The following is a 19412-nucleotide window of genomic DNA, read 5'->3' on the forward strand; positions in this document are numbered from 1 at the left end:
GGCCGGCGGTGCATCAAGGGGCGGTGGCCGCGGCCACCGCGGCAGGCATCAGGGCACGGCCACCGGATAGGAGCCGAGGACCTTGATCTGCGCCGAGTGGGCTTCCAGTTCGGCCAGCGCGGCCTGCATCGGCGCGTCGTCGATGTGGCCGGCCAGGTCGATGAAGAAGCCGTACTCCCACTTGCCGTGGTGCGATGGCCGCGACTCGATGCGGTTCATGCTGATGCCGTGGCGCGCGAACGGACTGAGCACGTCGAACAGCGCACCCGGCTTGTCATGGATGAAGACCAGCACCGAGGTGCGGTCATGGCCAGAGGTCGGGAAGATGTTGCGGCCCACCACCAGGAAACGGGTGGTGTTGTCGGCATCGTTCTGGATCGGTTTGGTCACCACCTTCTTCAGGCCGTACACGTGGCCGGCACTTTCGCCACCGATGGCCGCCGCATCGTCGGCGTTGCGCGCGCGGCGTGCGCCTTCGGCGTTGCTGGAGACCGGAATCTTCTCGGCCTTGGGCAGATTGGCGCGCATCCACGCCGAGGTCTGCATGAACGACTGCGGGTGGCCGTAGACGCGTTCGATGTCCTCGATGCGGCCGCTGCGCGACATCAGGTACTGCTGCACGCGCAGTTCCACTTCGCCGCAGATCTTCAGGTTGGAGGTCAGGAACATGTCCAGGGTGATCTGGATGGTGCCCTGCCCCGAGTTCTCCACCGGTACCACGCCGAAATCGGCGTTGCCCGCTTCCACTTCCTGGAAGACTTCTTCGATGCTGGCCAACGGCAGGCCCAGCGCCGAGCGACCGAAATGCTTGAGCACGGCCTGCTGGCTGAAGGTGCCTTCCGGGCCGAGGTAGCCGATCTTCAACGGCTCCTGCTGGGCCAGGCAGGCCGACATGATCTCGCGATAGACGTGCACCAGCACTTCATCGCTGAGCGGACCTTCGTTGCGGTCCACCACCATGCGCAGCACCTGTGCTTCACGCTCGGGGCGGTAGTAATCGACGGCGGCGGCAAGCTTGCCCTTGGCCTTGCCGACCTGGTGGGCGAACTGCGCGCGCTCGGCGATCAGGCGCTGGATGTCACGGTCGATCTGGTCGATCTTCGAACGCACGTCGGCCAGTGCCAGCGGCGCCTGGGTGGGGGCCGGCGTCGATGCAGCCGTGGCCTTGGACGTGCCCTTGGACGCAGCGCTGTCCTTGGCCGGTGCGGCCTGCTTCGGCGCCTTCTTGCTGGATTTGCTTGCCATCGGAATTCCCTGTTGCGTGGGCACGCACCCGACGGTGCGCGCCGTTCATTGCTCAGCCGTAGCGCTGCTGGAAGTCGGCCATGAAGGCGACCAGCGCCTCCGCACCCGCCAGCGGCATGGCGTTGTACAGCGAAGCACGGATGCCGCCGACCACCTTGTGACCCTTCAGCGCCAGCAGGCCGGCGGCCTTGGCCTCGGCGACGAAACGCGCATCGAGGTCGGCGTCGGGCAGGAAGAACGGGATGTTCATCCGCGAGCGCGCCGCGTGCGCGACTTCATTGCGGTAGAAGCCGCCGGACGCATCGATGGCGCCGTACACCAGCGCGGCCTTGGCCGCATTGCGCCGGGCGAACTCGACCACGCCGCCTTCGGCCAGCATCCACTTGAACACCAGCCCGGCCAGGTACCAGTTCCAGGTGGGCGGGGTGTTGAGCATCGAGTCGCGCGCCACGTGCGAGCGGTAGTCGAAGATGTCCGCGCGCGGCTGGCCACTGCGCTCCAGCAGGTCGCGACGGATGATCATCACCGCGATGCCGACCGGGCCCAGGTTCTTCTGCGCGCCCGCGTAGATGACGCCGTAGCGGCGCACATCCAGCGGTTCGCTGGCGATGGACGAACTGAAATCGGCCACCAGCGGCACATCGCCGGTATCGGGCACGTCACGGAATTCGACGCCGTGGATGGTCTCGTTGGCGGTGATGTGCACATAGGCCGCATCGGGCGAAAGCTGCCAGCTGCTGCGCGCGGGCAGCTCGCGGTAGCCCCCGTCCTCGCTGCTGCCGGCGATGTTGACGTCCACATAGGGGCCGGCCTGCTTGACCGCCGTCCTGCCCCAGTGGCCGCTGACCACGTAGTCGGCACGCTGGCCGGGGCTTGCGAAATTCAGCGGGATCAAGGCCTGCTGGGTGGTGGCGCCGCCGGACAGGAACAGCACGGCGTAGTCATCGGGAATGTCGAGCAGGCGGCGCAGGTCCGCCTCGGCCTCGGCGGCGACGGACATGAATTCCGCACCGCGATGGCTCATTTCCACGATCGAGGCGCCGGTACCGTGCCAGTCCAGCATTTCCGCCTGCGCCTGGCGCAGGACCGATTCCGGCAAGGTTGCAGGGCCGGCACTGAAGTTGAACGCGCGCGTCATGTCACACCTGTGGGGCAAGATCCCTAGTATGCCGCAGTGCACCAGCCTTGCGGCCTTGCGCGGCAAGGGAAATTTGGTTTCATCGGAATCCATCGCCCGCGGCACTGCGCCGGCAGCCGCCGACCTGGGCCGGCGCTTGCCCGAAGCACGGAGACGACAGGCTCAGCGCGCGCCGAACCAGAGCAGCAGGCTGAGCAGCGCAGCCAGCAGCAACGCGCTGACCAGCAGCCACGGCCAGCGGCGGACCCGGCGCGGAGGAAGGGGCTCGGCAGGCGCCCGTTCGGCCTCGTGGCTGGACTCATCCTCGGCCGCCAGCGGCCGCCGGCGCGGATCACGCGGCACTTCCAGCACGAAACGGTGCTGGCCATCGAATACCACCTGGTCGCCCGGCTGCAGCCAGCAGTGGCGCACGGCCACGCCGTTGACGCAGGTGCCGTCGGCGCTGCCCAGGTCACGCAGCAGGACGCGATCGCCGTGCACTTCCACGCGCGCGTGCTGTTCGGCGAACGCCGGATCGTCGATGGCGATGTCGGCCTCGGTGCCGCGGCCGATCACGCGGGCGCGCGACAAGGTGAAACTGCGGCCATGGTGCAGGCCACCGACGCCCCGCAGCAGGCGCTGCTCGTCGCCGGCATCCTCGCCATCCGGTGACGGCGCCTGCAGCAGGCTCTCGGCTTCGCCCCGCAGGACCATTTCCACGCCATCGACATACACCGCATCGCCGGCGCGCAGCAGCGCCATGCGACGTACCGGACGGCCGTTGACATGGATGCCGCGGATGCCGTTGCCGACCTGCAGCCAGAGGCCGCGATCATCCATGCAGAACTGCGCCAGCAGCAACGCGCCGTTGCCCGCTTCGCCCAGCCGCACGCTGCCGTTGGCATGGCGCACGATGCGTTGCACCCCGGGCCGCAGCGGCTGGTCGGGCTGTTGTTGTTGACTGAAGTGAACAAGCAGGTTCTGCACGCGGCGCAGCCTAGCAGGTTGGCCGGCATCGAAGAAGAACCCCGGATGAGCGCTTGGCGCGGACGCGATCGATGCGCACAATGCTCGCCCTCTCTGATCACCCCGCCCTGCGCCAGGAGCCTGCATGTCCACCATCGATGTCCGCCACGCCCACGCTCTGCCCGACGCACAGGCGCGCGAGGCGATCGAACAGGTTGCCGCCAAGCTGGCCGAGCGCTTTGGCCTGAAGTCCTCGTGGAGCGCCGATGTGCTGAATTTCTCCGGCAGCGGCGTGGACGGCGCGATCGAGCTGCAGCCGGGCGCCGTGCGGGTGACCGCCAAGCTCGGCTTCCTGCTGTCGGCAATGAAAGGCATGGTCGAAAGCGAAATCCAGCGCGTGCTGAAGGAAAAGCTGGGCTGAACCACGACAGCGGCCGTCACGGCCCTGCAACGGCGGCGCGCGCTATTCTCGGGGCAGGTCCAACTCCCACGGGAAGTGCGATGAACCGCTACGAAAACGACGACCGCCGCGACGACGACGCCACCTTTGGTGAACAGGCCGGACGCTTCTCACGCAAGCTGAGCGATTCGGCCCAGCAGGTCTGGCTGGCCGGACTGGGTGCGCTGGGCCGGGCACAGGCCGAAGGCAGCCGTTTCTTCGACGGGCTGGTGAAGGAAGGCGAGGCCTGGGAGGCCCGCCGCCGTGAGCGCGCCAGCGAGCAGGGCCCGGGATGGCGTGACAACGTCGAGTCCTCGCTGGATGAGGCGCGCGAGAAGGCCTCGGGCACCTGGAACAAGGTCGAAAAGGCCTTCGACGACCAGGTGCAGGGCGTGCTCAAGCGCCTGCATGTGCCCACCGCCGACGAGCTCACCGCGCTGGAGGCACGCCTGGACGCCCTGCATGCGCGCCTGGCCAAGCTGGAGACGCGGGCGGCCTCGGGCAGCGATGCGCCGGCCCCGGGCAGCCACCAGTCGCCGGGCAGCGTGCCCTGACGATCGATTGTTGCAATGCAATAAAATTTGCCTGACAATCGCGAGCAACCCGCCAATCGCTTCGCCTGCCGTTTGTTCCCTCCCCTCACGGCTTCAGGATTGGCGGGTTTTTCGTGCCTGCGGAACGCCGATCTGAGCGTTCCATCACGCTTGCTGTGGGGAACGTCCTGACCCTGCCAGGCAGTGCGCGCTTTACACTGTCTGCTTCCGTTTTCGCCCCTTCCGCGCGCTCCCTGCATGCTTCCCTGGATTCTGGCCCTGCTGTCGGCCCTGCTTATCTGTTCCCTGGCCGTGGTTCACCTGTGGTGGATCAAGCGGCGGCAGAAGGAGATGCAACTGGGCCTGCAGGCCTTGGCCGGCATGCACTGGCGGGAGTTCTCCACGCTGGTCAAGCGGATGCTGCGCGAGCAGCGCGGCCTGCGCGAACTGGAGGTTCCTGCCGAGGATGCCCGCGAGCCCAGCAGCGATTTCCTGCTCAGCGATGGCCCCAACACCTGGCGGGTGTCCTGCAAGCATGGCCTGGCCTATCGCATCGGTACCGCTGCGGTGAACGAACTGGGCGCGGCAGCGCGGCTGGCCGGGGCCAAGGGCGGCGTGCTGATCACCGAAGGCCGGATCCAGCGCGATGGCCGTAGTGCCGCCGAGCTGCAGGCCGTGGAGGTGCTGGACGGCCCGCGCCTGTGGCCATTGCTGCAGCCCTATCTGCCAGCCGACATCGATGCGCGCGTGCGTGCCACTGCGCGTCATGAGGCCCTGCGTCGCATCGCCATTGCCGCGTTGGCCTCGGTAACCGTCGGCCTGCTGGTCGGCCTCGGCCTGCAGGGCCTGCACCTGGCGTCACCGGCGCCGCAGGCGGTGACCGCCCCAGCCTCCGCCGACATCGCCGCCGCGGCACCTGCCGCTGTCTCCCAGGCGGCCGCATCGGCAGCGGCGGCGCCTGCTGCTGCCGTTTCCACGCCGGCAGACGATGGCCACAGCGACCCCAACCCGGATATGGCGACCCTTGACCGCTACCAGGCGGATCTGGCCCGGGCGCTGGCTGGCCAGCCCGGCATTGCCAGCGGCGTCTGGCTGACCCGGCAGACCCTGGCGATCAACCGCACCGGCGAACTTGACGATGTATGGCCGCGCGTCTGCACGCAGGTCCTGCGCTACCCCGCCCTGCGCACGGTGCGCGTGCAGCTCAATGCCCGCCCCGGCGTGGATGAGCCGGTGCGCTGGCGGCAGTGCGCGACGTATTGATCTGAACGCGCGGAAGCGTGCGCTCTAGCGCGCGCCGGGCGCGAAGCGGGCCACCAGATCCCAAGCATCGCCGAGGAACACCTGGCGCACCCGGGTGATGGGCTGTTCGCCCCGCCAGGTCAGGCGTTCGATCACCAGGCAGGCGGTGCCCGGCTTCACGTCCAGCAGGCGGGCAGACGCCGTGTCCGCACCCCACGCGCTGATGCGGTGCTGGGCCCGGGTCCAGGACACGTTCTGCAGCAGCCAGCTGCCCGGCGCGGTGGTGCTGAAGTCCACCTCCAGCACCTCCGGTACACCCACCGGGCTGATCAACCGGTGCTCCAGCGCCAGCGGGCGGCCGTCGGCCAGATGCAGGCAGCGCATCGCCAGCAGCATGTCACTGCCGGCCAGCTCCACTTCACCGGCATTGCCGGCGTCGGCTAGGCGCAGCTCGCGCTGCAGCAGCCGGTACCCGTACTGGTGGCCACGCGAGCCGACCTCCATCGCGATGTCCGGAATCTCCAGCGCCACCTGTTCCAGATGCGGTGGCTGCCGGGCGACGAACGAACCGGCCCGGCGGCGACGCTCGATCATGCCGCTCTCGGCCAGCGCGGTCAGCACCTTGTTGACGGTCATCCGCGAGCAGCCGTACTGCTCCATCAGTTCGTGCTCATACGGGATGCGGAAACCCGGCGCCCACTCTCCGCTGAGAATGCGGCTTTCCAGGTCGCTGCGGATGCGCTGGTTGAGCGTGGCGGACTTGCTGGCCTTCACGTGACAGGTCTCGGTGGCAGGAAGCGATCAGCCCAGCACGCCGTGCAGGGCGGTAGCGAAGGCGGTGGTGATCGCCTCGCGCTGGAGGTGGCGGCCTTCGGCCACGCATTGGCGGCCATGGCGCCAGACCGATCGCAGCGCGCCATTACGTGCGGCGAACACCCAGCTGTCAAGCCATGCGTCATCCCGTCGCGCCTGCAGCGCGGGATGTGCGGCGTCCAGTTCGAGCAGGTCGGCACTGGCCCCGACCTGCAGACCGGCGGCCACGCCCAACGCCTGTGCGCCGCCGTGCAGCGCCCCCTCGAACAGGAATCTGCCGCTGCTGCGGCGGGCATCGGCAGCCAGCACGTTGCGCCCGCGCAGCGCCAGGCGTTGGCCGTATTCGAGCAGGCGCAGTTCCTCTGCCGCATCGATCAGCACGTTGGAATCAGACCCCACGCCGAAGCGCCCGCCTTCGCGTGCGAACGCCTGCATCGGGAACAGGCCATCGCCCAGATTGGCTTCGGTGATCGGGCACAGGCCGGCGACGGCCCGGCTGGCGAGGATGGAGGCGCGCTCGTCATCGGATATGTGGGTGGCGTGCACCAGGCACCAGCGCGCGTCCACCTCGGTGTGCGCGTACAGCCACTGCACGGGACGCTGTCCACTCCACGCCAGGCAGGCGTCGACTTCGCGCACCTGCTCGGCGATGTGGATGTGCACCGGGCCCTCGTTCAACGGCAGCAGTGCTGCCAGTTCATCGCCGGTGACGGCCCGCAGGCTGTGCGGGGCGATGCCCAGCACCGCATCGGGCAACGCGGCCAGCGCAGCACGGGCACCCTCCAGCAGCCGCGCAAAACCGTCCACGTCGTGAATCAGCCGACGCTGGGCCGGGTTCGGCGCTGCACCACCGAAATCGGCGTGGGCATAGAACACCGGCAGCAGGGTCAGGCCGATGCCGGTCTGTGCCGCGGCTGCGGCAATACGTGCACTCATCTCGGCCCGGTCGGCGTAGGGCCGCCCCTCCGCATCGTGGTGCAGGTAATGGAACTCGCCGACACGGGTGAAGCCGCTTTCCAGCATCTCCATGTATGCCTGGGCAGCGATGGCCTGCACTGCGTCCGGGCGCAGGCGGGCAAGGAAGCGGTACATCAGTTCGCGCCAGCTCCAGAAACTGTCGCCGTCGCCGCCCCCGATCTCGGTCAGGCCGGCCATGCCGCGCTGGAACGCATGGCTGTGCAGGTTCGGCAGGCCCGGCACCAGAATGCCGACCCGGGCATCCCCATCCTGCGCGGGCTGCCCCACGTCGATCGCGGCAATGCGCCCCGCCTGCACCTGCAGGCGGACATCGCGGGCCCAGCCATCGGCGAGCAGCGCGTGGGCGGCATGGAAACAGGACGGGGAACGCGAATCGGACATGGCTGGACAACCCGAAATGGACACCTATATTGTATAGACATATAAGCACAGCCGCAGTGTGGATGCCATGCATGTCGATACCCTCTGGTCCAACGTCCATCTGATCACCCTCGACGGTGAGGGCCTGGGTGTCCTCCGTGACGGCGTGCTGGCCTGCGCGGGCGGCCGCATCGTCCACGTCGGCCCGGCCGGCAGCGATGCCCATCTGCAGCCGACCACCCGCATCGACGGCGAAGGCCGCTGGGTCTCGCCCGGCCTGATCGACTGCCACACCCACCTGGTCTACGCCGGCAACCGCGCCAACGAGTTCGAGCAGCGCCTGCAGGGTGTGAGCTATGCCGACATCGCCCGCGCGGGCGGCGGCATTGTCTCCACCGTGCGCGCCACCCGCGCCGCAACGCCAGCCCAGCTTGCCGCCGAGAGCCGTCCTCGCCTGCTGGCGATGCGCGCCGAAGGCGTGACCACGATCGAGATCAAGTCCGGCTACGGCCTGACCCTGGACGACGAGCGCAAGCAGCTGCAGGTCGCATGCGAGCTGGGCAAGGAATGCCGGGTGAATGTGGTGCCGACCTTCCTGGGTGCCCATGCGGTTCCCCCGGGCCGCCAGGCGCAGGAGTACATCGACGAGGTCTGCGACGTGATGATTCCGGCCATCGCGGCCGAGGGCCTGGCCGAAGCCGTGGACGTGTTCTGCGAGAACATCGCCTTCTCCCCTGCGCAGGCGCGGCAGGTGTTCGACGCCGCACGCGCGAACGGACTGGCGGTGAAGATCCATGCCGAGCAGTTGAGCAACCAGCACGGCGCAGAGCTTGCCGCCGGCTTCGGCGCGCTGTCGGCCGATCACATCGAACATCTGGATGACGCCGGTATCGCCGCGATGGCGGCGGCCGGCACCGTTGCCGTGCTGCTGCCGGGCGCGTTCTATTTCACCCGCGATACCACCCCGCCGCCGATTGCCGCGCTGCGTGCAGCCGGTGTGCCGCTGGCACTGGCCACCGACAGCAACCCGGGCACCTCGCCGCTGACCAGCCCGCTGCTGGCGATGAACATGGGCGCGACCCTGTTCCGCCTGACGGTGGACGAGTGCATCGCCGGCTTCACCCGCGAAGCAGCGCGTGCGCTGGGCCATGGCGACCGCATCGGGCGCCTGGCCGTGGGCATGGACTGCGACCTGGCGATCTGGGACATCGACGCGCCGGCCGACCTGGTCTACCGCATTGGATTCAACCCGCTGCACGCGCGCGTGGTGCGCGGTCAGCCCGACCTGCCTGCCTCCTGGAGCAACACATGAGCAACACCCTGGTTCTTCGCCCCGGCCATGTCACCCTCGCCCAGTGGCGACAGGTCTATCGCGGTGCGCCGCTTGCGCTGGATCCGGCGGCGCTGCCGGTGGTACGCGCCAGTGCCGCCGCCGTGGCGGCCATCGTCGCCAAGGGTGCGCCGGTGTACGGCATCAATACCGGCTTCGGCAAGCTGGCCAGCGTGCGCATCGAGCGCGAGGACCTGGCCACGCTGCAGCGGAACATCGTGCTGTCGCACGCCGCAGGCGTGGGTGAGCCGATGCCCGCCAGCGTGGTGCGGCTGATGATGGCGCTGAAGCTGGTCAGCCTGGCCCAGGGGGCTTCCGGTGTGCGCGAGGAGACGCTGCTGCTGCTGGAGGCGATGCTGGTCAAGGGCGTGTTGCCGGTGGTGCCGGCGCAGGGCTCGGTCGGCGCATCGGGTGACCTCGCACCGCTTTCGCACCTGGCCAGCGTGATGCTGGGCGTGGGCGAAGCCTTCATCGGCGATGAGCGGCTGCCGGCCCGGGACGCACTGGCGCGGGCCGGCCTGCAGCCGGTTGAACTGGGCGCAAAGGAAGGCCTGGCCCTGCTCAATGGCACCCAGTTCTCCACCGCCTATGCACTGGCCGGCCTGTTCGAGATCGAGACCGTGTTCCAGGCCGCGCTGGTCACCGGCGCACTGTCGGTGGAAGCGGCGAAGGGATCGGATACACCGTTCGATCCGCGCATCCATGCCATTCGTGGCCAGCGCGGACAGATCGCCACGGCCGCCACGCTGCGCACGCTGATGCAGGACTCGGGCATCCGTGAATCGCATCGCGACAACGACGTGCGGGTGCAGGATCCGTATTGCCTGCGCTGCCAGCCGCAGGTGATGGGTGCGGCACTGGACATCCTGCGCCAGGCCGCCACCACGCTGGAAATCGAAGCCAACGGCGTGTCCGACAATCCGCTGGTGTTCACCGACACCGGCGAGGCGCTGTCCGGCGGCAACTTCCACGCCGAGCCGGTGGCCTTCGCAGCCGACATGCTGGCGATGGCGGTGTGCGAGATCGGCTCGATCAGCGAACGCCGCCTGGCCATGCTGGTGGATCCGGCACTGTCCGGCCTGCCGGCTTTCCTGACCCCGCGCCCCGGCCTGAATTCCGGCTTCATGATTCCGCAGGTGACCGCCGCCGCGCTGGTGTCCGAGAACAAGCAGCGGGCCTATCCGGCCAGTGTGGATTCGATCCCGACCTCGGCCAATCAGGAAGACCACGTGTCCATGGCCGCACACGGTGCGCGCCGGCTGATGCAGATGGCCGAGAACGCGGCCAATGTGATCGGCATCGAGCTGCTGGCCGCCGCACAGGGCTGTGATTTCCATGCGCCGCTGCGCTCCAGCGCTGCACTGGAGAACGTGCGCGCCACCCTGCGCGCGCAGGTGCCGACCCTGCAGGACGACCGCTACTTCCACCCGGACATGGGGGTTGCGACCTCGCTCGTGCGCAGCGGCGCGCTGGCACGGGGCCTGGAGGCTGTCCTGCCGACCGTGGAGCCGCAGGCATGAATGCCCACCCCGACTGGCTGACGGTGCACGAGGGCGATGCCCCACTGATCGTCAGCTTCCCGCATACCGGCAGCGAGCTGCCGCACGATCTGATCGGCGACTATCACTCGCCGTGGCTGGCGCGTCGCGACGCCGACTGGTGGGTGCACGAACTGTACGACTTCGCACGCGGCATGGGCGCGACCACCGTGCGGTCGGCGATCTCGCGTTCGGTGATCGATCTCAACCGCGATCCCAGCGGGGTATCGCTGTACCCGGGCCAGAACACCACCGGCCTGTGCCCGCTGACCACCTTCGACAACCAGCCGCTGTACCACGCCGGGCGCGAGCCGGACGAAGCGGAAATCGCGCGCCGTCGGGACACCTATTTCGCGCCTTACCACGACGCGCTGGCCGCGCAGATCGCGCGGCTGCGCGCCCGTCACGGCACGGTGGTGGTGTATGACGCGCACTCGATCCGCTCGCATATTCCGCACCTGTTCGAGGGTGAACTGCCGCAGTTCAATCTCGGCACCGCCGGTCCGTCCGGCGCACCGGATACGTCCTGCGACAACGCACTGAGCGACGTGGTGGAGAACCTGCTGAAGATCAGCGGCATGAGCCAGGTGCGCAACGGCCGCTTCAAGGGCGGCTGGATCACCCGCCACTACAGCAACGTGGCCGGCGGCGTGCACAGCCTGCAGATGGAGCTGGCCTGTCGCGGCTACATGCACGAACCCCTGCCGGACCAGGTGGACGAGCACAGCTGGCCCACCCCGCTCGACCCCGACCACGCCGCACCGCTGCGCCACACCCTGGCGCAGGTGCTCAATGCCTGCCTTGAATTTGCTACGAACCGGAGCGCCGCATGACCCGCAACGACCCGTCCCGCACCCTTGCCGCACCGACCGGCACCACGCTCAACGCCAAGAGCTGGCTGACCGAAGCACCGCTGCGCATGCTGATGAACAACCTGCATCCGGACGTGGCCGAACGGCCGCAGGAACTGGTGGTGTACGGCGGCATCGGCCGCGCCGCGCGCGACTGGGAGAGCTTCGATGCCATCGTCGAAACGCTCAAGCGCCTGGACGATGACCAGACCCTGCTGGTGCAGTCGGGCAAGCCGGTGGGCGTGTTCCGCACGCATGCCGATGCGCCACGCGTGCTGATCGCCAACTCCAACCTGGTGCCGCGCTGGGCCAACTGGGACCACTTCAACGAGCTGGATAAGAAGGGCCTGGCCATGTACGGCCAGATGACCGCCGGCAGCTGGATCTACATCGGCGCCCAGGGCATCGTGCAGGGCACCTACGAGACGTTCGTGGAAATGGGCCGCCAGCACTTCGGTGGCGATCTCACCGGCAAGTGGTTGTTCACCGGCGGCCTGGGCGGCATGGGCGGCGCGCAGCCGCTGGCGGCAGTGATGGCGGGTGCCTCCTGCCTGGCGGTCGAGTGCCGCAGGAGCAGCATCGACATGCGCCTGCGCACCGGCTACCTGGACACCTGGACCGACAACCTGGACGAAGCACTGCGCCTGATCGATGAAGCCTGCAAGGCGGGCACGCCGAAATCGGTGGGCCTGCTCGGCAACGTTGCCGATGTGCTGGCAGAACTGCTCAAGCGCGGCGTGAAGCCGGACCTGCTGACCGACCAGACCTCCGCGCACGACCCGGTGAACGGCTACCTGCCGCAGGGCTGGACCGTCGAGCAATGGGACGAGAAGCGGGTTTCCGCGCCGAAGGAAGTGGAAAAGGCCGCGCGTGCCTCGATGGCCAACCACATCCGCGCCATGCTCGGCTTCCACGCACTGGGCGTGCCGACCGTCGATTACGGCAACAACCTGCGGCAGATGGCGCTGGAGGAAGGCGTGGCCAATGCCTTCGATTTCCCCGGCTTCGTCCCGGCCTACATCCGTCCGCTGTTCTGCCGCGGCATCGGCCCGTTCCGCTGGGCCGCGCTGAGTGGCGATCCGGAAGACATCGCCAAGACCGATGCCAAGGTGAAGGAGCTGATTCCGGACAACCCGCACCTGCACCGCTGGCTGGACATGGCCGCCGAGAAGATCAAGTTCCAGGGTCTGCCGGCGCGCATCTGCTGGGTGGGCCTGGGTGACCGTGATCGGCTGGGGCTGGCCTTCAACGAAATGGTCGCCAACGGTGAGCTGAAGGCGCCGGTGGTGATCGGCCGCGACCACCTGGACAGCGGCAGCGTCGCTTCGCCGAACCGCGAAACCGAAGCCATGGCCGACGGCTCCGACGCAGTCTCCGACTGGCCGCTGCTGAACGCGCTCCTCAACACCGCCAGCGGTGCGACCTGGGTATCGCTGCACCACGGCGGCGGCGTGGGCATGGGCTTCTCGCAGCACGCCGGCATGGTCATCGTCTGCGATGGCACCGAGGCGGCCGCCAAGCGCATCGGTCGTGTGCTGTGGAACGACCCGGCCACCGGCGTGATGCGCCATGCCGATGCTGGGTATGAGATCGCGATTGAGTGCGCGAAGAAAAAGGGGTTGGATCTGCCGGGAATCCTGGGCTGATCGTGACCCGGGTGTCGCCGGGCCTGGCCCGGCGCTACCGGTGGCGGTACCTGCGACGCCGGGCATGGCCCGACGTCATGCGCTTGACCCCGCCTCCGCCGCTGACCAAGATGCGCCATCGCCACTGACGGATCATCGCGATGTACCGCGCCCTTGCCGCGCTCTTCTGTGCCTTGACCGTTGCCCTGCCTGCTCTGGCGGGGGATGTTCGCAACGATCTTCCGACCCGGCTGGATGCGCAGTTGCAGGCCAACCGCGAACGCTATGGCATCGCTGGCCAGGCGGTACTGGTCGCACACAACGGCCAGATGCTGTACCAGGGCGCCAGCGGTGAACGTGATCCCGCTACCCATTCACCGGCCACCGTCGATACCATCTTCGCCGCGCAGTCGATGGCCAAGCTGCTGACCAGCGTGCTGGTGATGCAGCTGGTCGATGAGGGCAAGGTGGATCTGGATGCACCGGCCAGCCGCTACGTGCCGGACTTGCCCGCCGCATGGCAGGCGATCCGTGTGCGTGATTTCCTCAACCACAGCTCCGGTATCGGCGAGTACTACGAGCGGGTGGACAACCGCTGGGTGAGCAAGGGCTACAACGGCCTCGCACCCGATCTCGCCGCCGCACTGAAGGTCGCTGGTTCGGCGCCGATGCAGTTCGCCACCGGCAGCCGCGTGCAGTACACGCAGGCCAACTATCTGGTGCTGACCGCCTTGCTGCAAACGCATTACGGCAGGCCCTACCCGGCGATCGCCCGCGAACGCATCCTGCAGCCGTTGAAGATGGCCAGCACCTCGTGGGGTGTCGCCAGCGTGCCAGCCCAGCGCGCGGCCGTGCCGTACATCGGCAAGGATGGGCAGCTGCAGCCGGCCAACGAAGACCCGTGGCCGGACTACGGCTGGGGCCATGCCGATCTGCAGACCAGCGTGGGCGACATGAACCGTTTCCTGCAGGCGCTGGCCACCGGCAAGCTGCTGCGTACGGCAACACTGGAAAAGCTCTGGCAGCCGCAGAGGCTGACCGATGGCCGCAGCAATTTCTTCTCCACCGGCTGGGATACCACGCGCAGCGATGGCTACACCCAGGTCGGTCACGACGGTGGCACCCGCGTGCGTGCGCGGCTGGCGTACAAGGACACCCTGGCCAGCGGCTACTGGCTGTTCGTGTACCTCACCAACGGCAGCGCCCGCAACGTCTGGTCGAGCACCCTGGTGGAGAGCACGATGGCCGTCGCCGCACCCAAGGTGTTTCCGCACGCTGCGCTGTCCGAACGCCTGATTGCCTATGCGTTGGACGATGATGCAGGGGCTGCACAGGCAATGCGGGCCTGGTTGCGCGACGACCACGGCATCAGCGGCAGCGAGCTGGAACGTGCGATCAACAGCGATGGCTATGGCATCCGCGAGGGCCTGGGCGCGCGCAGGGCGTTGAAGGTATTCGCCCTCAACACCGAGCTGTATCCGGATTCGGCCAATGTGTGGGACAGCCTGGCCGAGTGTCATGCGGCATTGGGTGAGACGGATGTCGCAGAGCGGCTGTATGCGAAGTCGAAGGCGCTGGCGAAACCGTCTTTGTAGAGCCGAGCCGATGCTCGGCTTCGTAAAAAAAGCAGCCGAGCATGGGCTCGGCTCTACAGGTGCACCTGCCCCATACGCCGGTGATGGGTGACGTGGCGCCGTCGACCTGTTAACTTGCGCGCCACTTTCGTGGTTTACAGCATTTCCGCATGTCCCTCTCGTCGTACCGCCCCACCCCGTCGCTGCTGATTCTGGCCGTTTCCTTCGGCCTTTCCTCCACCGCCGCCGCGGCCCCGCAGGCCACCACGCTGGACGCGGTGCAGGTCACCGCTGCCGCCGATGCCAGCGCCCAAGCGCGCGAAGCGCTGAAGCGCGTACCCGGCGCCAGCAACGTCATCGACGTGGCCAAGGCCGACAGCCGACTGGCCAGCAGTGCCGATGTACTCGCCTTCCAGCCGGGCATCAGTGCGCAATCGCCCGGCAACGAAGGCACCAAGGTCTCGATCCGTGGCTCGGGCATCAATCGCGGCCCGGGCGCACATGCCTCGGGCATCGCCGTATCGATCGACGGCCTGCCGTTGACCGGCCCCGGCGGCACGCCCTACGAACTGCTGGAACCGCTGTGGCTGTCGCGGGTAGAGGTGCTGCGCGGGGCCAACGGCTTCGAGCGCGGCGCGCTGGCGCTGGGCGGTGCCATCGACTATGTAAGCCGCAGCGGCCGTGATTCGGCCGGCGTGCAACTGCACTACGAAGCGGGCAGCCGTGGCTACCAGAAACGCGGCATCAGCTGGGGCGGTGTCAACGGAGATCTCGATTACTTCCTGGCCTACACCGATACCGAGTTCGATGGTTATCAGCGCCATGCGCGCGGCGACGGCAAGGGCGCGATGGCCAACATCGGCTGGCAGATCACGCCCGACCTGCAGACGCGTTTCTTCGTTCGCTACCGCGAAACCAATCACGAAACGCCCGGTCGCTTGACCCGCGATCAGATCCGCAACGATCCGCATGCGGCGAACGCGGCCAACCTGGCCATCGATGCGCGCCGCCCGCAGCCGGGCAGTACCTGGGTCGGTAATGTCACCACGCTGCAGATCGATGAGGACGCCTCGCTGCAGGCCGGGCTGGTCTATCACACGTATCCGATGGACTTGAACGAAAGCCTGTACCGCCAGCAGCTGGACTACGCCAACCTCAATGCCACGCTGGACTACCGCCACCGCCACCGGCTGTTCGGCCTGGACAGCCAAACCACGATCGGTCTGCGCGTCACCCACGATCTGGACGCCGATGTGCGCGAGTCGCTGCGCTTTGCCAGCAACGGCTATGCCGCCGGTACGCGCACGCGTGACTTCCGCCACCACGGCACCGACAGCACACTGCACGTCAGCAATACCCTCGCCTTCAATGACCGCCTGCGCATGCAGACCGGGCTGGCACTGATCAACACCCGCCGCGATGTGCAGGTGACCTGGCCGAGCAGCGGCGGCCGCCTGCGCGACCACGACTGGGACTACGCACCGCGACTGGGCTTCACCTGGCAGCACAGCGCGCAGACCCAGTGGTTCGGCAACCTCAGCCGCTCGGTGGAAGCGCCGCATCCGTGGTCGATGATCTGGGGCTCGAACCAATACTTCGGGCCGGGCAATGGACCGTCCAGCGGCCGCCAGCGCGCGCCGGTACCGATGCAGAACCAGACCGCCACCACGCTGGAACTGGGCGCGCGCGGTAACACGGCGCTGGGTCGCTGGGAACTGACCGGCTACTACGCGCACGTAAACCACGAACTGCTCAGTGTCGAACTGCAACCGGTGCCGAACCTGTTCATCGCCGAGAACAACGCCAGCCCCACCGTGCACCGTGGCATCGAAGCCGGTCTGGACAGCACGCTGTGGCAGGCCGCGCCGGGGCGCCTGTCGTTGCGCCAAGCGTACACCTTCAGTGATTTCCGTTACCGCCACGACGCTCGCTTCGGCAGCAACCGCCTGCCGGGCCTGCCGCGCCACAGCTACCAGGCCGAGCTGCGCTTCGATCATGCCTCCGGCCTGTACGCCGCGCTGAACACCGAATACGCCTCGCGCATCGCCGTGGACTACGCCAACAGCTACTGGGCCGACAGCCACGTGATCTTCGGCAGCCGCATCGGCTACGACGCACCCGGTGGCCGCTGGCAGGCGTGGGCGGAGATGCGCAACCTCGGCAACCGCCACTACGCGGCCACGGTCACGCCGGGCTACGACGACGCCGGCAAGGATGTCGCCCGCTCCACGCCTGGCGAAGGCCGGGGCATCAATGCAGGCGTGCGCTGGCGTTTCGACTGATCGCCCCGGGCGGCGCCGGGTGTGATCCGGCGTCGTCGTTTCAGCCACTTCGACGACGTACCCGGCAGCGTCCCACCGCGCGAACCATCGCTGGCGCGAGCTGCTGCATGCGCTTGTGCTTGTCAGCGTGCGGGCGCAGCTGCGCGTTCGCGTTGATTCTAGCGTGCAGGTGGCGCGACGGCCCTGAGCAGCTGCGCGGCGACCTGGTCAAACGGAGCAATATCCTGCAGCGCGCGGCACATCGCCACCGCGCCTTCCACGCTGGCAATCACCAGGCTGGCCAGCTCACCCGCGGCGGCTGGCGCATGTCCTTCGGCGACGAGCGCGGTGGCGAGATGATCGTGCCAGCGCGCGAACACCTCGGCAGCTGCTGCGCGGGGTTGGCTCGGCACTGCGTCCATCGGTTCCTCAACGGCAGCGGCCAGCACCGGGCAACCCGCGCGGAACCCGGAGCGCAGCAGGCGCTCGCGCCACATCGCCAGGAACTGCTGCAGGCCCTGCACTGCGCCGCCCTTCAGCAGCGCCACCAGCAGCGCTTCTACCTTGTCGCCGGCCACAAGCGTGGCGCGCGCCAGCAGCTCCTGCTTGCCGCCGGGAAAGTGATGGTAGGTGGAACCCAGCGGCGCTTCGGCCAGCTTGGTCACTTCACGGATGCTGGTTGCGTTCAGCCCGACCCGAGCCAGCATCTGCGCGGCGGCATCGATCACGCGCTGGGGAGCGTCGGAAGTTCGCGGACTCATGGCTGCGCCTTGCTAAGACAGTCGTCATAGACTAGCGTACCGTCGATTCTATAACACTCGTAATAATCATGAATCTCTGGTTCCGCCTGCTCCATCTGCTGCTGTGCAGTCTGTTCCGGCCCAGGCTGGAGGCGCCTTTCGGCGTGTCGCGGCTGCAGTTCCGGGTGCTGCCCAACGATCTGGACAGCAACCTGCACATGACCAACGGCCGCTACTGGAACATCTTCGATCTGGGCCGGTTGGACCTGATCCTGCGCATGGGCCTGGGCAAGGTCGCGCTGCGAGAGAAGTGGGCCCCGATCGTCGGTGCCGGCACCATCCAGTTCCGCCGCGAACTCCGGCCATTCCAGCGCTTCACCCTGGAAACACGCCTGGCCGGCTGGGTCGGCACGCGCGTGATCATGGAGCAGCGCGTGCTGGTCGGCGACGGCCAGAAGATCGCTACGCGTGCCCTGCTGGTCACCGGCATTTATGATCGCCGCGCACGTGCATTCGTGGGCATGCAGCAGATGATGGACGCCATCGGTTCGCCGTTGCCGCCCTCCCCCGCACTCAGCGCCGCCGCCGAAGCTCTGCTGGCTGCCGACGCCGCGCTGAAGCGCGACGACGACTGACCTTCTGCCAGCACTACCCGACCTGCGGCATGTTCTTGGTCACGCAGTGGATCCCGCCGCCGCCCCCGGCGATCGCATCGATGTCGACCTGCTCGATCGACCGGCCCGGATACAGGTTCTGCAGCAGTTCGCGGCACTGCGCGTCGGCACGTCCATCGCCGAACTGCGGTGCGATCACCGCACCGTTGATCGGCAGATAGTTGATGTAGCCCAATGCCAGGTCCGCGTTGTCACGTGTATGTACGTTGTCGCGCGGGTGCAGTGGAGGTGGCAGGGTATGCACCTGCAGGTGGCGTCCTTCGGCGTCGGTGGCCTCTCTCAGTATCTGCAGATGCGTGCGCGTCACTTCGTAATCGTAGGAGCCGGGATCGTTGTCGAGGTTGGCGATCAGGACTCCGGGGCGTACGAAGCGTGCATAGAAGTCCACGTGCGCGTCCGTGATATCACGGCCGCGGATGCCTGGCAGCCAGATCACCCTGCGCAGGCCGAGCTGATGCTTCAACTCCGCTTCGATCCCGGCGCGCGACCACGCCGGATTGCGGTTTTGGTTTACCCAGCAGCTCTCGGTGAGTACTGCGGTGCCCTGCCCATCGACCTCGATGCCACCGCCTTCGCCGACGAGGTCACTTTCCAGCAACGTCGCGCCCGTGATACGGGCAAGCCACGGTGCCACCCTACCGTCATTGCGCGCAGTCTGTTTTCCACCCCAACCGTTGAAGTTGAAATCGACCAGGCCCAGGCCCCCCTTGCCATCGGTGACAAAGCAGCCGCCGTAGTCGCGGACCCAGATGTCGTCCAGCGGGACATCGAGAAACTCGATGTTGTCGCGGCCGCACCGATTCTGCGCCTGCGTCCGCTGCGCCGGGCAGCACAGCACGGTGACCGGCTGGTAACCGGCGATGGTGCGCGCCAGGCGTGCGATCGCGTTGTTCACCGCGTCGGCCTGCGAACCCCACACGCGAGGTTGCGCGGCGAAAGCCAGGAACACCCGCTCCTGCGGGCCATGCTCGTCCGGCATGCGCCAGCCCGCCGGGCCAGCAGCAACGGCGCACTTGGCCATCCCGGTCACGCCCATCGCAGTGACACCGCCTAGGGCGGCCGCACCGGCCAGTTGGCTGAGGAAACCACGGCGGGTGGACATGTTCGGCTCCGGACGAAATGGGAT

17 protein-coding genes are annotated in these 19412 nt (G+C 67.8%); 10 read left to right on the forward strand and 7 right to left on the reverse strand.

What is annotated here, in order from left to right; all coding sequences use genetic code 11:
• Window positions 1-48 precede the first annotated feature (48 nt).
• From pheA to ACVOKU_RS08650, 3 genes are all read right to left on the reverse strand, one after another.
• Complete coding sequence (gene pheA / locus ACVOKU_RS08640; RefSeq protein ID WP_481559653.1) at window positions 49-1245, reverse strand: prephenate dehydratase; 1197 nt, start codon at window positions 1243-1245, stop codon at window positions 49-51.
• 52 nt (window positions 1246-1297) lie between these two features.
• Complete coding sequence (gene serC / locus ACVOKU_RS08645; RefSeq protein WP_481559654.1) at window positions 1298-2383, reverse strand: 3-phosphoserine/phosphohydroxythreonine transaminase; 1086 nt, start codon at window positions 2381-2383, stop codon at window positions 1298-1300.
• A gap of 162 nt (window positions 2384-2545) precedes the next feature.
• Window positions 2546-3349, reverse strand: coding sequence for an FHA domain-containing protein (locus tag ACVOKU_RS08650; protein ID WP_065176024.1), 804 nt, complete (start codon window positions 3347-3349; stop codon window positions 2546-2548).
• 124 nt (window positions 3350-3473) lie between these two features.
• Here ACVOKU_RS08650 and ACVOKU_RS08655 point away from each other — a divergent pair, with 124 nt between their 5' ends.
• The 3 genes from ACVOKU_RS08655 (at window position 3474) to ACVOKU_RS08665 (ending at window position 5563) form a co-directional block, all read left to right on the forward strand.
• Window positions 3474-3749, forward strand: coding sequence for a polyhydroxyalkanoic acid system family protein (locus tag ACVOKU_RS08655; RefSeq protein ID WP_053515509.1), 276 nt, complete (start codon window positions 3474-3476; stop codon window positions 3747-3749).
• A gap of 80 nt (window positions 3750-3829) precedes the next feature.
• Window positions 3830-4321 carry a phasin family protein gene (locus tag ACVOKU_RS08660; RefSeq protein ID WP_053515508.1) on the forward strand — a complete coding sequence of 164 codons (492 nt, stop codon included), beginning with the start codon at window positions 3830-3832 and terminating at the stop codon, window positions 4319-4321.
• A gap of 237 nt (window positions 4322-4558) precedes the next feature.
• Complete coding sequence (locus tag ACVOKU_RS08665) at window positions 4559-5563, forward strand: restriction endonuclease (RefSeq protein WP_481559655.1); 1005 nt, start codon at window positions 4559-4561, stop codon at window positions 5561-5563.
• A 24-nt stretch (window positions 5564-5587) separates the two neighbouring features.
• Here ACVOKU_RS08665 and hutC read toward each other — a convergent pair whose 3' ends face one another.
• Together hutC and ACVOKU_RS08675 are read right to left on the reverse strand one after the other, a co-directional pair.
• Window positions 5588-6316, reverse strand: a complete 729-nt coding sequence (gene hutC / locus ACVOKU_RS08670) for a histidine utilization repressor (protein WP_481559656.1) — start codon at window positions 6314-6316, stop codon at window positions 5588-5590.
• Between the two features lie 27 nt (window positions 6317-6343).
• Entirely contained in the window at window positions 6344-7714 is a 1371-nt protein-coding gene (locus ACVOKU_RS08675) for a formimidoylglutamate deiminase (protein ID WP_481559657.1), read from the reverse strand.
• 67 nt (window positions 7715-7781) lie between these two features.
• Here ACVOKU_RS08675 and hutI point away from each other — a divergent pair, with 67 nt between their 5' ends.
• The 6 genes from hutI to ACVOKU_RS08705 all read left to right on the forward strand — a co-directional run bounded on the left by hutI (window position 7782) and on the right by ACVOKU_RS08705 (window position 16893).
• The gene (gene hutI, locus ACVOKU_RS08680; RefSeq protein WP_481559658.1) at window positions 7782-9005 is read left to right on the forward strand and encodes an imidazolonepropionase; all 1224 of its coding nucleotides are present in this window, start codon (window positions 7782-7784) and stop codon (window positions 9003-9005) included.
• Entirely contained in the window at window positions 9002-10543 is a 1542-nt protein-coding gene (gene hutH / locus ACVOKU_RS08685; protein ID WP_461289484.1) for a histidine ammonia-lyase, read from the forward strand. Before hutI ends, hutH begins: the two co-directional genes overlap by 4 nt.
• Window positions 10540-11394: an N-formylglutamate deformylase gene (hutG, locus tag ACVOKU_RS08690; RefSeq protein WP_481559659.1), complete on the forward strand. Its 855-nt coding sequence runs from the start codon at window positions 10540-10542 to the stop codon at window positions 11392-11394. Before hutH ends, hutG begins: the two co-directional genes overlap by 4 nt.
• Window positions 11391-13058: a urocanate hydratase gene (hutU, locus tag ACVOKU_RS08695; protein WP_481559660.1), complete on the forward strand. Its 1668-nt coding sequence runs from the start codon at window positions 11391-11393 to the stop codon at window positions 13056-13058. The genes hutG and hutU overlap by 4 nt, the downstream gene beginning before the upstream one ends.
• 140 nt (window positions 13059-13198) lie before the next feature.
• Window positions 13199-14632, forward strand: a complete 1434-nt coding sequence (locus ACVOKU_RS08700; RefSeq protein WP_481559661.1) for a serine hydrolase domain-containing protein — start codon at window positions 13199-13201, stop codon at window positions 14630-14632.
• Window positions 14633-14781: 149 nt separating this feature from the next.
• The gene (locus ACVOKU_RS08705; RefSeq protein WP_481559662.1) at window positions 14782-16893 is read left to right on the forward strand and encodes a TonB-dependent receptor family protein; all 2112 of its coding nucleotides are present in this window, start codon (window positions 14782-14784) and stop codon (window positions 16891-16893) included.
• Window positions 16894-17051: 158 nt separating this feature from the next.
• On the opposite strand, the gene ACVOKU_RS08710 is transcribed toward ACVOKU_RS08705, so the two are convergent.
• Complete coding sequence (locus tag ACVOKU_RS08710; RefSeq protein ID WP_481559663.1) at window positions 17052-17633, reverse strand: TetR/AcrR family transcriptional regulator; 582 nt, start codon at window positions 17631-17633, stop codon at window positions 17052-17054.
• Between the two features lie 68 nt (window positions 17634-17701).
• Here ACVOKU_RS08710 and ACVOKU_RS08715 point away from each other — a divergent pair, with 68 nt between their 5' ends.
• Window positions 17702-18247, forward strand: a complete 546-nt coding sequence (locus tag ACVOKU_RS08715; protein ID WP_065176034.1) for a thioesterase family protein — start codon at window positions 17702-17704, stop codon at window positions 18245-18247.
• A gap of 13 nt (window positions 18248-18260) precedes the next feature.
• Here the strand turns inward: ACVOKU_RS08715 and ACVOKU_RS08720 are convergent, their stop codons facing one another.
• Complete coding sequence (locus ACVOKU_RS08720) at window positions 18261-19388, reverse strand: agmatine deiminase family protein (RefSeq protein ID WP_481559664.1); 1128 nt, start codon at window positions 19386-19388, stop codon at window positions 18261-18263.
• Window positions 19389-19412: the final 24 nt, after the last annotated feature.

The sequence above is a fragment of the Stenotrophomonas sp. STEN147 genome (assembly GCF_056757995.1).

Excerpts from the sequence above, each read along its gene's own strand:
- pheA (WP_481559653.1), bottom strand. The coding sequence starts at position 1,245 with ATGGCAAGCAAATCCAGCAAGAAGGCGCCGAAGCAGGCCGCACCGGCC.
- serC (WP_481559654.1), bottom strand. The coding sequence starts at position 2,383 with ATGACGCGCGCGTTCAACTTCAGTGCCGGCCCTGCAACCTTGCCGGAA.
- ACVOKU_RS08655 (WP_053515509.1), top strand. The coding sequence starts at position 3,474 with ATGTCCACCATCGATGTCCGCCACGCCCACGCTCTGCCCGACGCACAG.
- ACVOKU_RS08660 (WP_053515508.1), top strand. The coding sequence starts at position 3,830 with ATGAACCGCTACGAAAACGACGACCGCCGCGACGACGACGCCACCTTT.
- ACVOKU_RS08665 (WP_481559655.1), top strand. The coding sequence starts at position 4,559 with ATGCTTCCCTGGATTCTGGCCCTGCTGTCGGCCCTGCTTATCTGTTCC.
- ACVOKU_RS08675 (WP_481559657.1), bottom strand. The coding sequence starts at position 7,714 with ATGTCCGATTCGCGTTCCCCGTCCTGTTTCCATGCCGCCCACGCGCTG.
- hutI (WP_481559658.1), top strand. The coding sequence starts at position 7,782 with ATGCATGTCGATACCCTCTGGTCCAACGTCCATCTGATCACCCTCGAC.
- hutH (WP_461289484.1), top strand. The coding sequence starts at position 9,002 with ATGAGCAACACCCTGGTTCTTCGCCCCGGCCATGTCACCCTCGCCCAG.
- hutG (WP_481559659.1), top strand. The coding sequence starts at position 10,540 with ATGAATGCCCACCCCGACTGGCTGACGGTGCACGAGGGCGATGCCCCA.
- hutU (WP_481559660.1), top strand. The coding sequence starts at position 11,391 with ATGACCCGCAACGACCCGTCCCGCACCCTTGCCGCACCGACCGGCACC.
- ACVOKU_RS08700 (WP_481559661.1), top strand. The coding sequence starts at position 13,199 with ATGTACCGCGCCCTTGCCGCGCTCTTCTGTGCCTTGACCGTTGCCCTG.
- ACVOKU_RS08705 (WP_481559662.1), top strand. The coding sequence starts at position 14,782 with ATGTCCCTCTCGTCGTACCGCCCCACCCCGTCGCTGCTGATTCTGGCC.
- ACVOKU_RS08710 (WP_481559663.1), bottom strand. The coding sequence starts at position 17,633 with ATGAGTCCGCGAACTTCCGACGCTCCCCAGCGCGTGATCGATGCCGCC.
- ACVOKU_RS08715 (WP_065176034.1), top strand. The coding sequence starts at position 17,702 with ATGAATCTCTGGTTCCGCCTGCTCCATCTGCTGCTGTGCAGTCTGTTC.
- ACVOKU_RS08720 (WP_481559664.1), bottom strand. The coding sequence starts at position 19,388 with ATGTCCACCCGCCGTGGTTTCCTCAGCCAACTGGCCGGTGCGGCCGCC.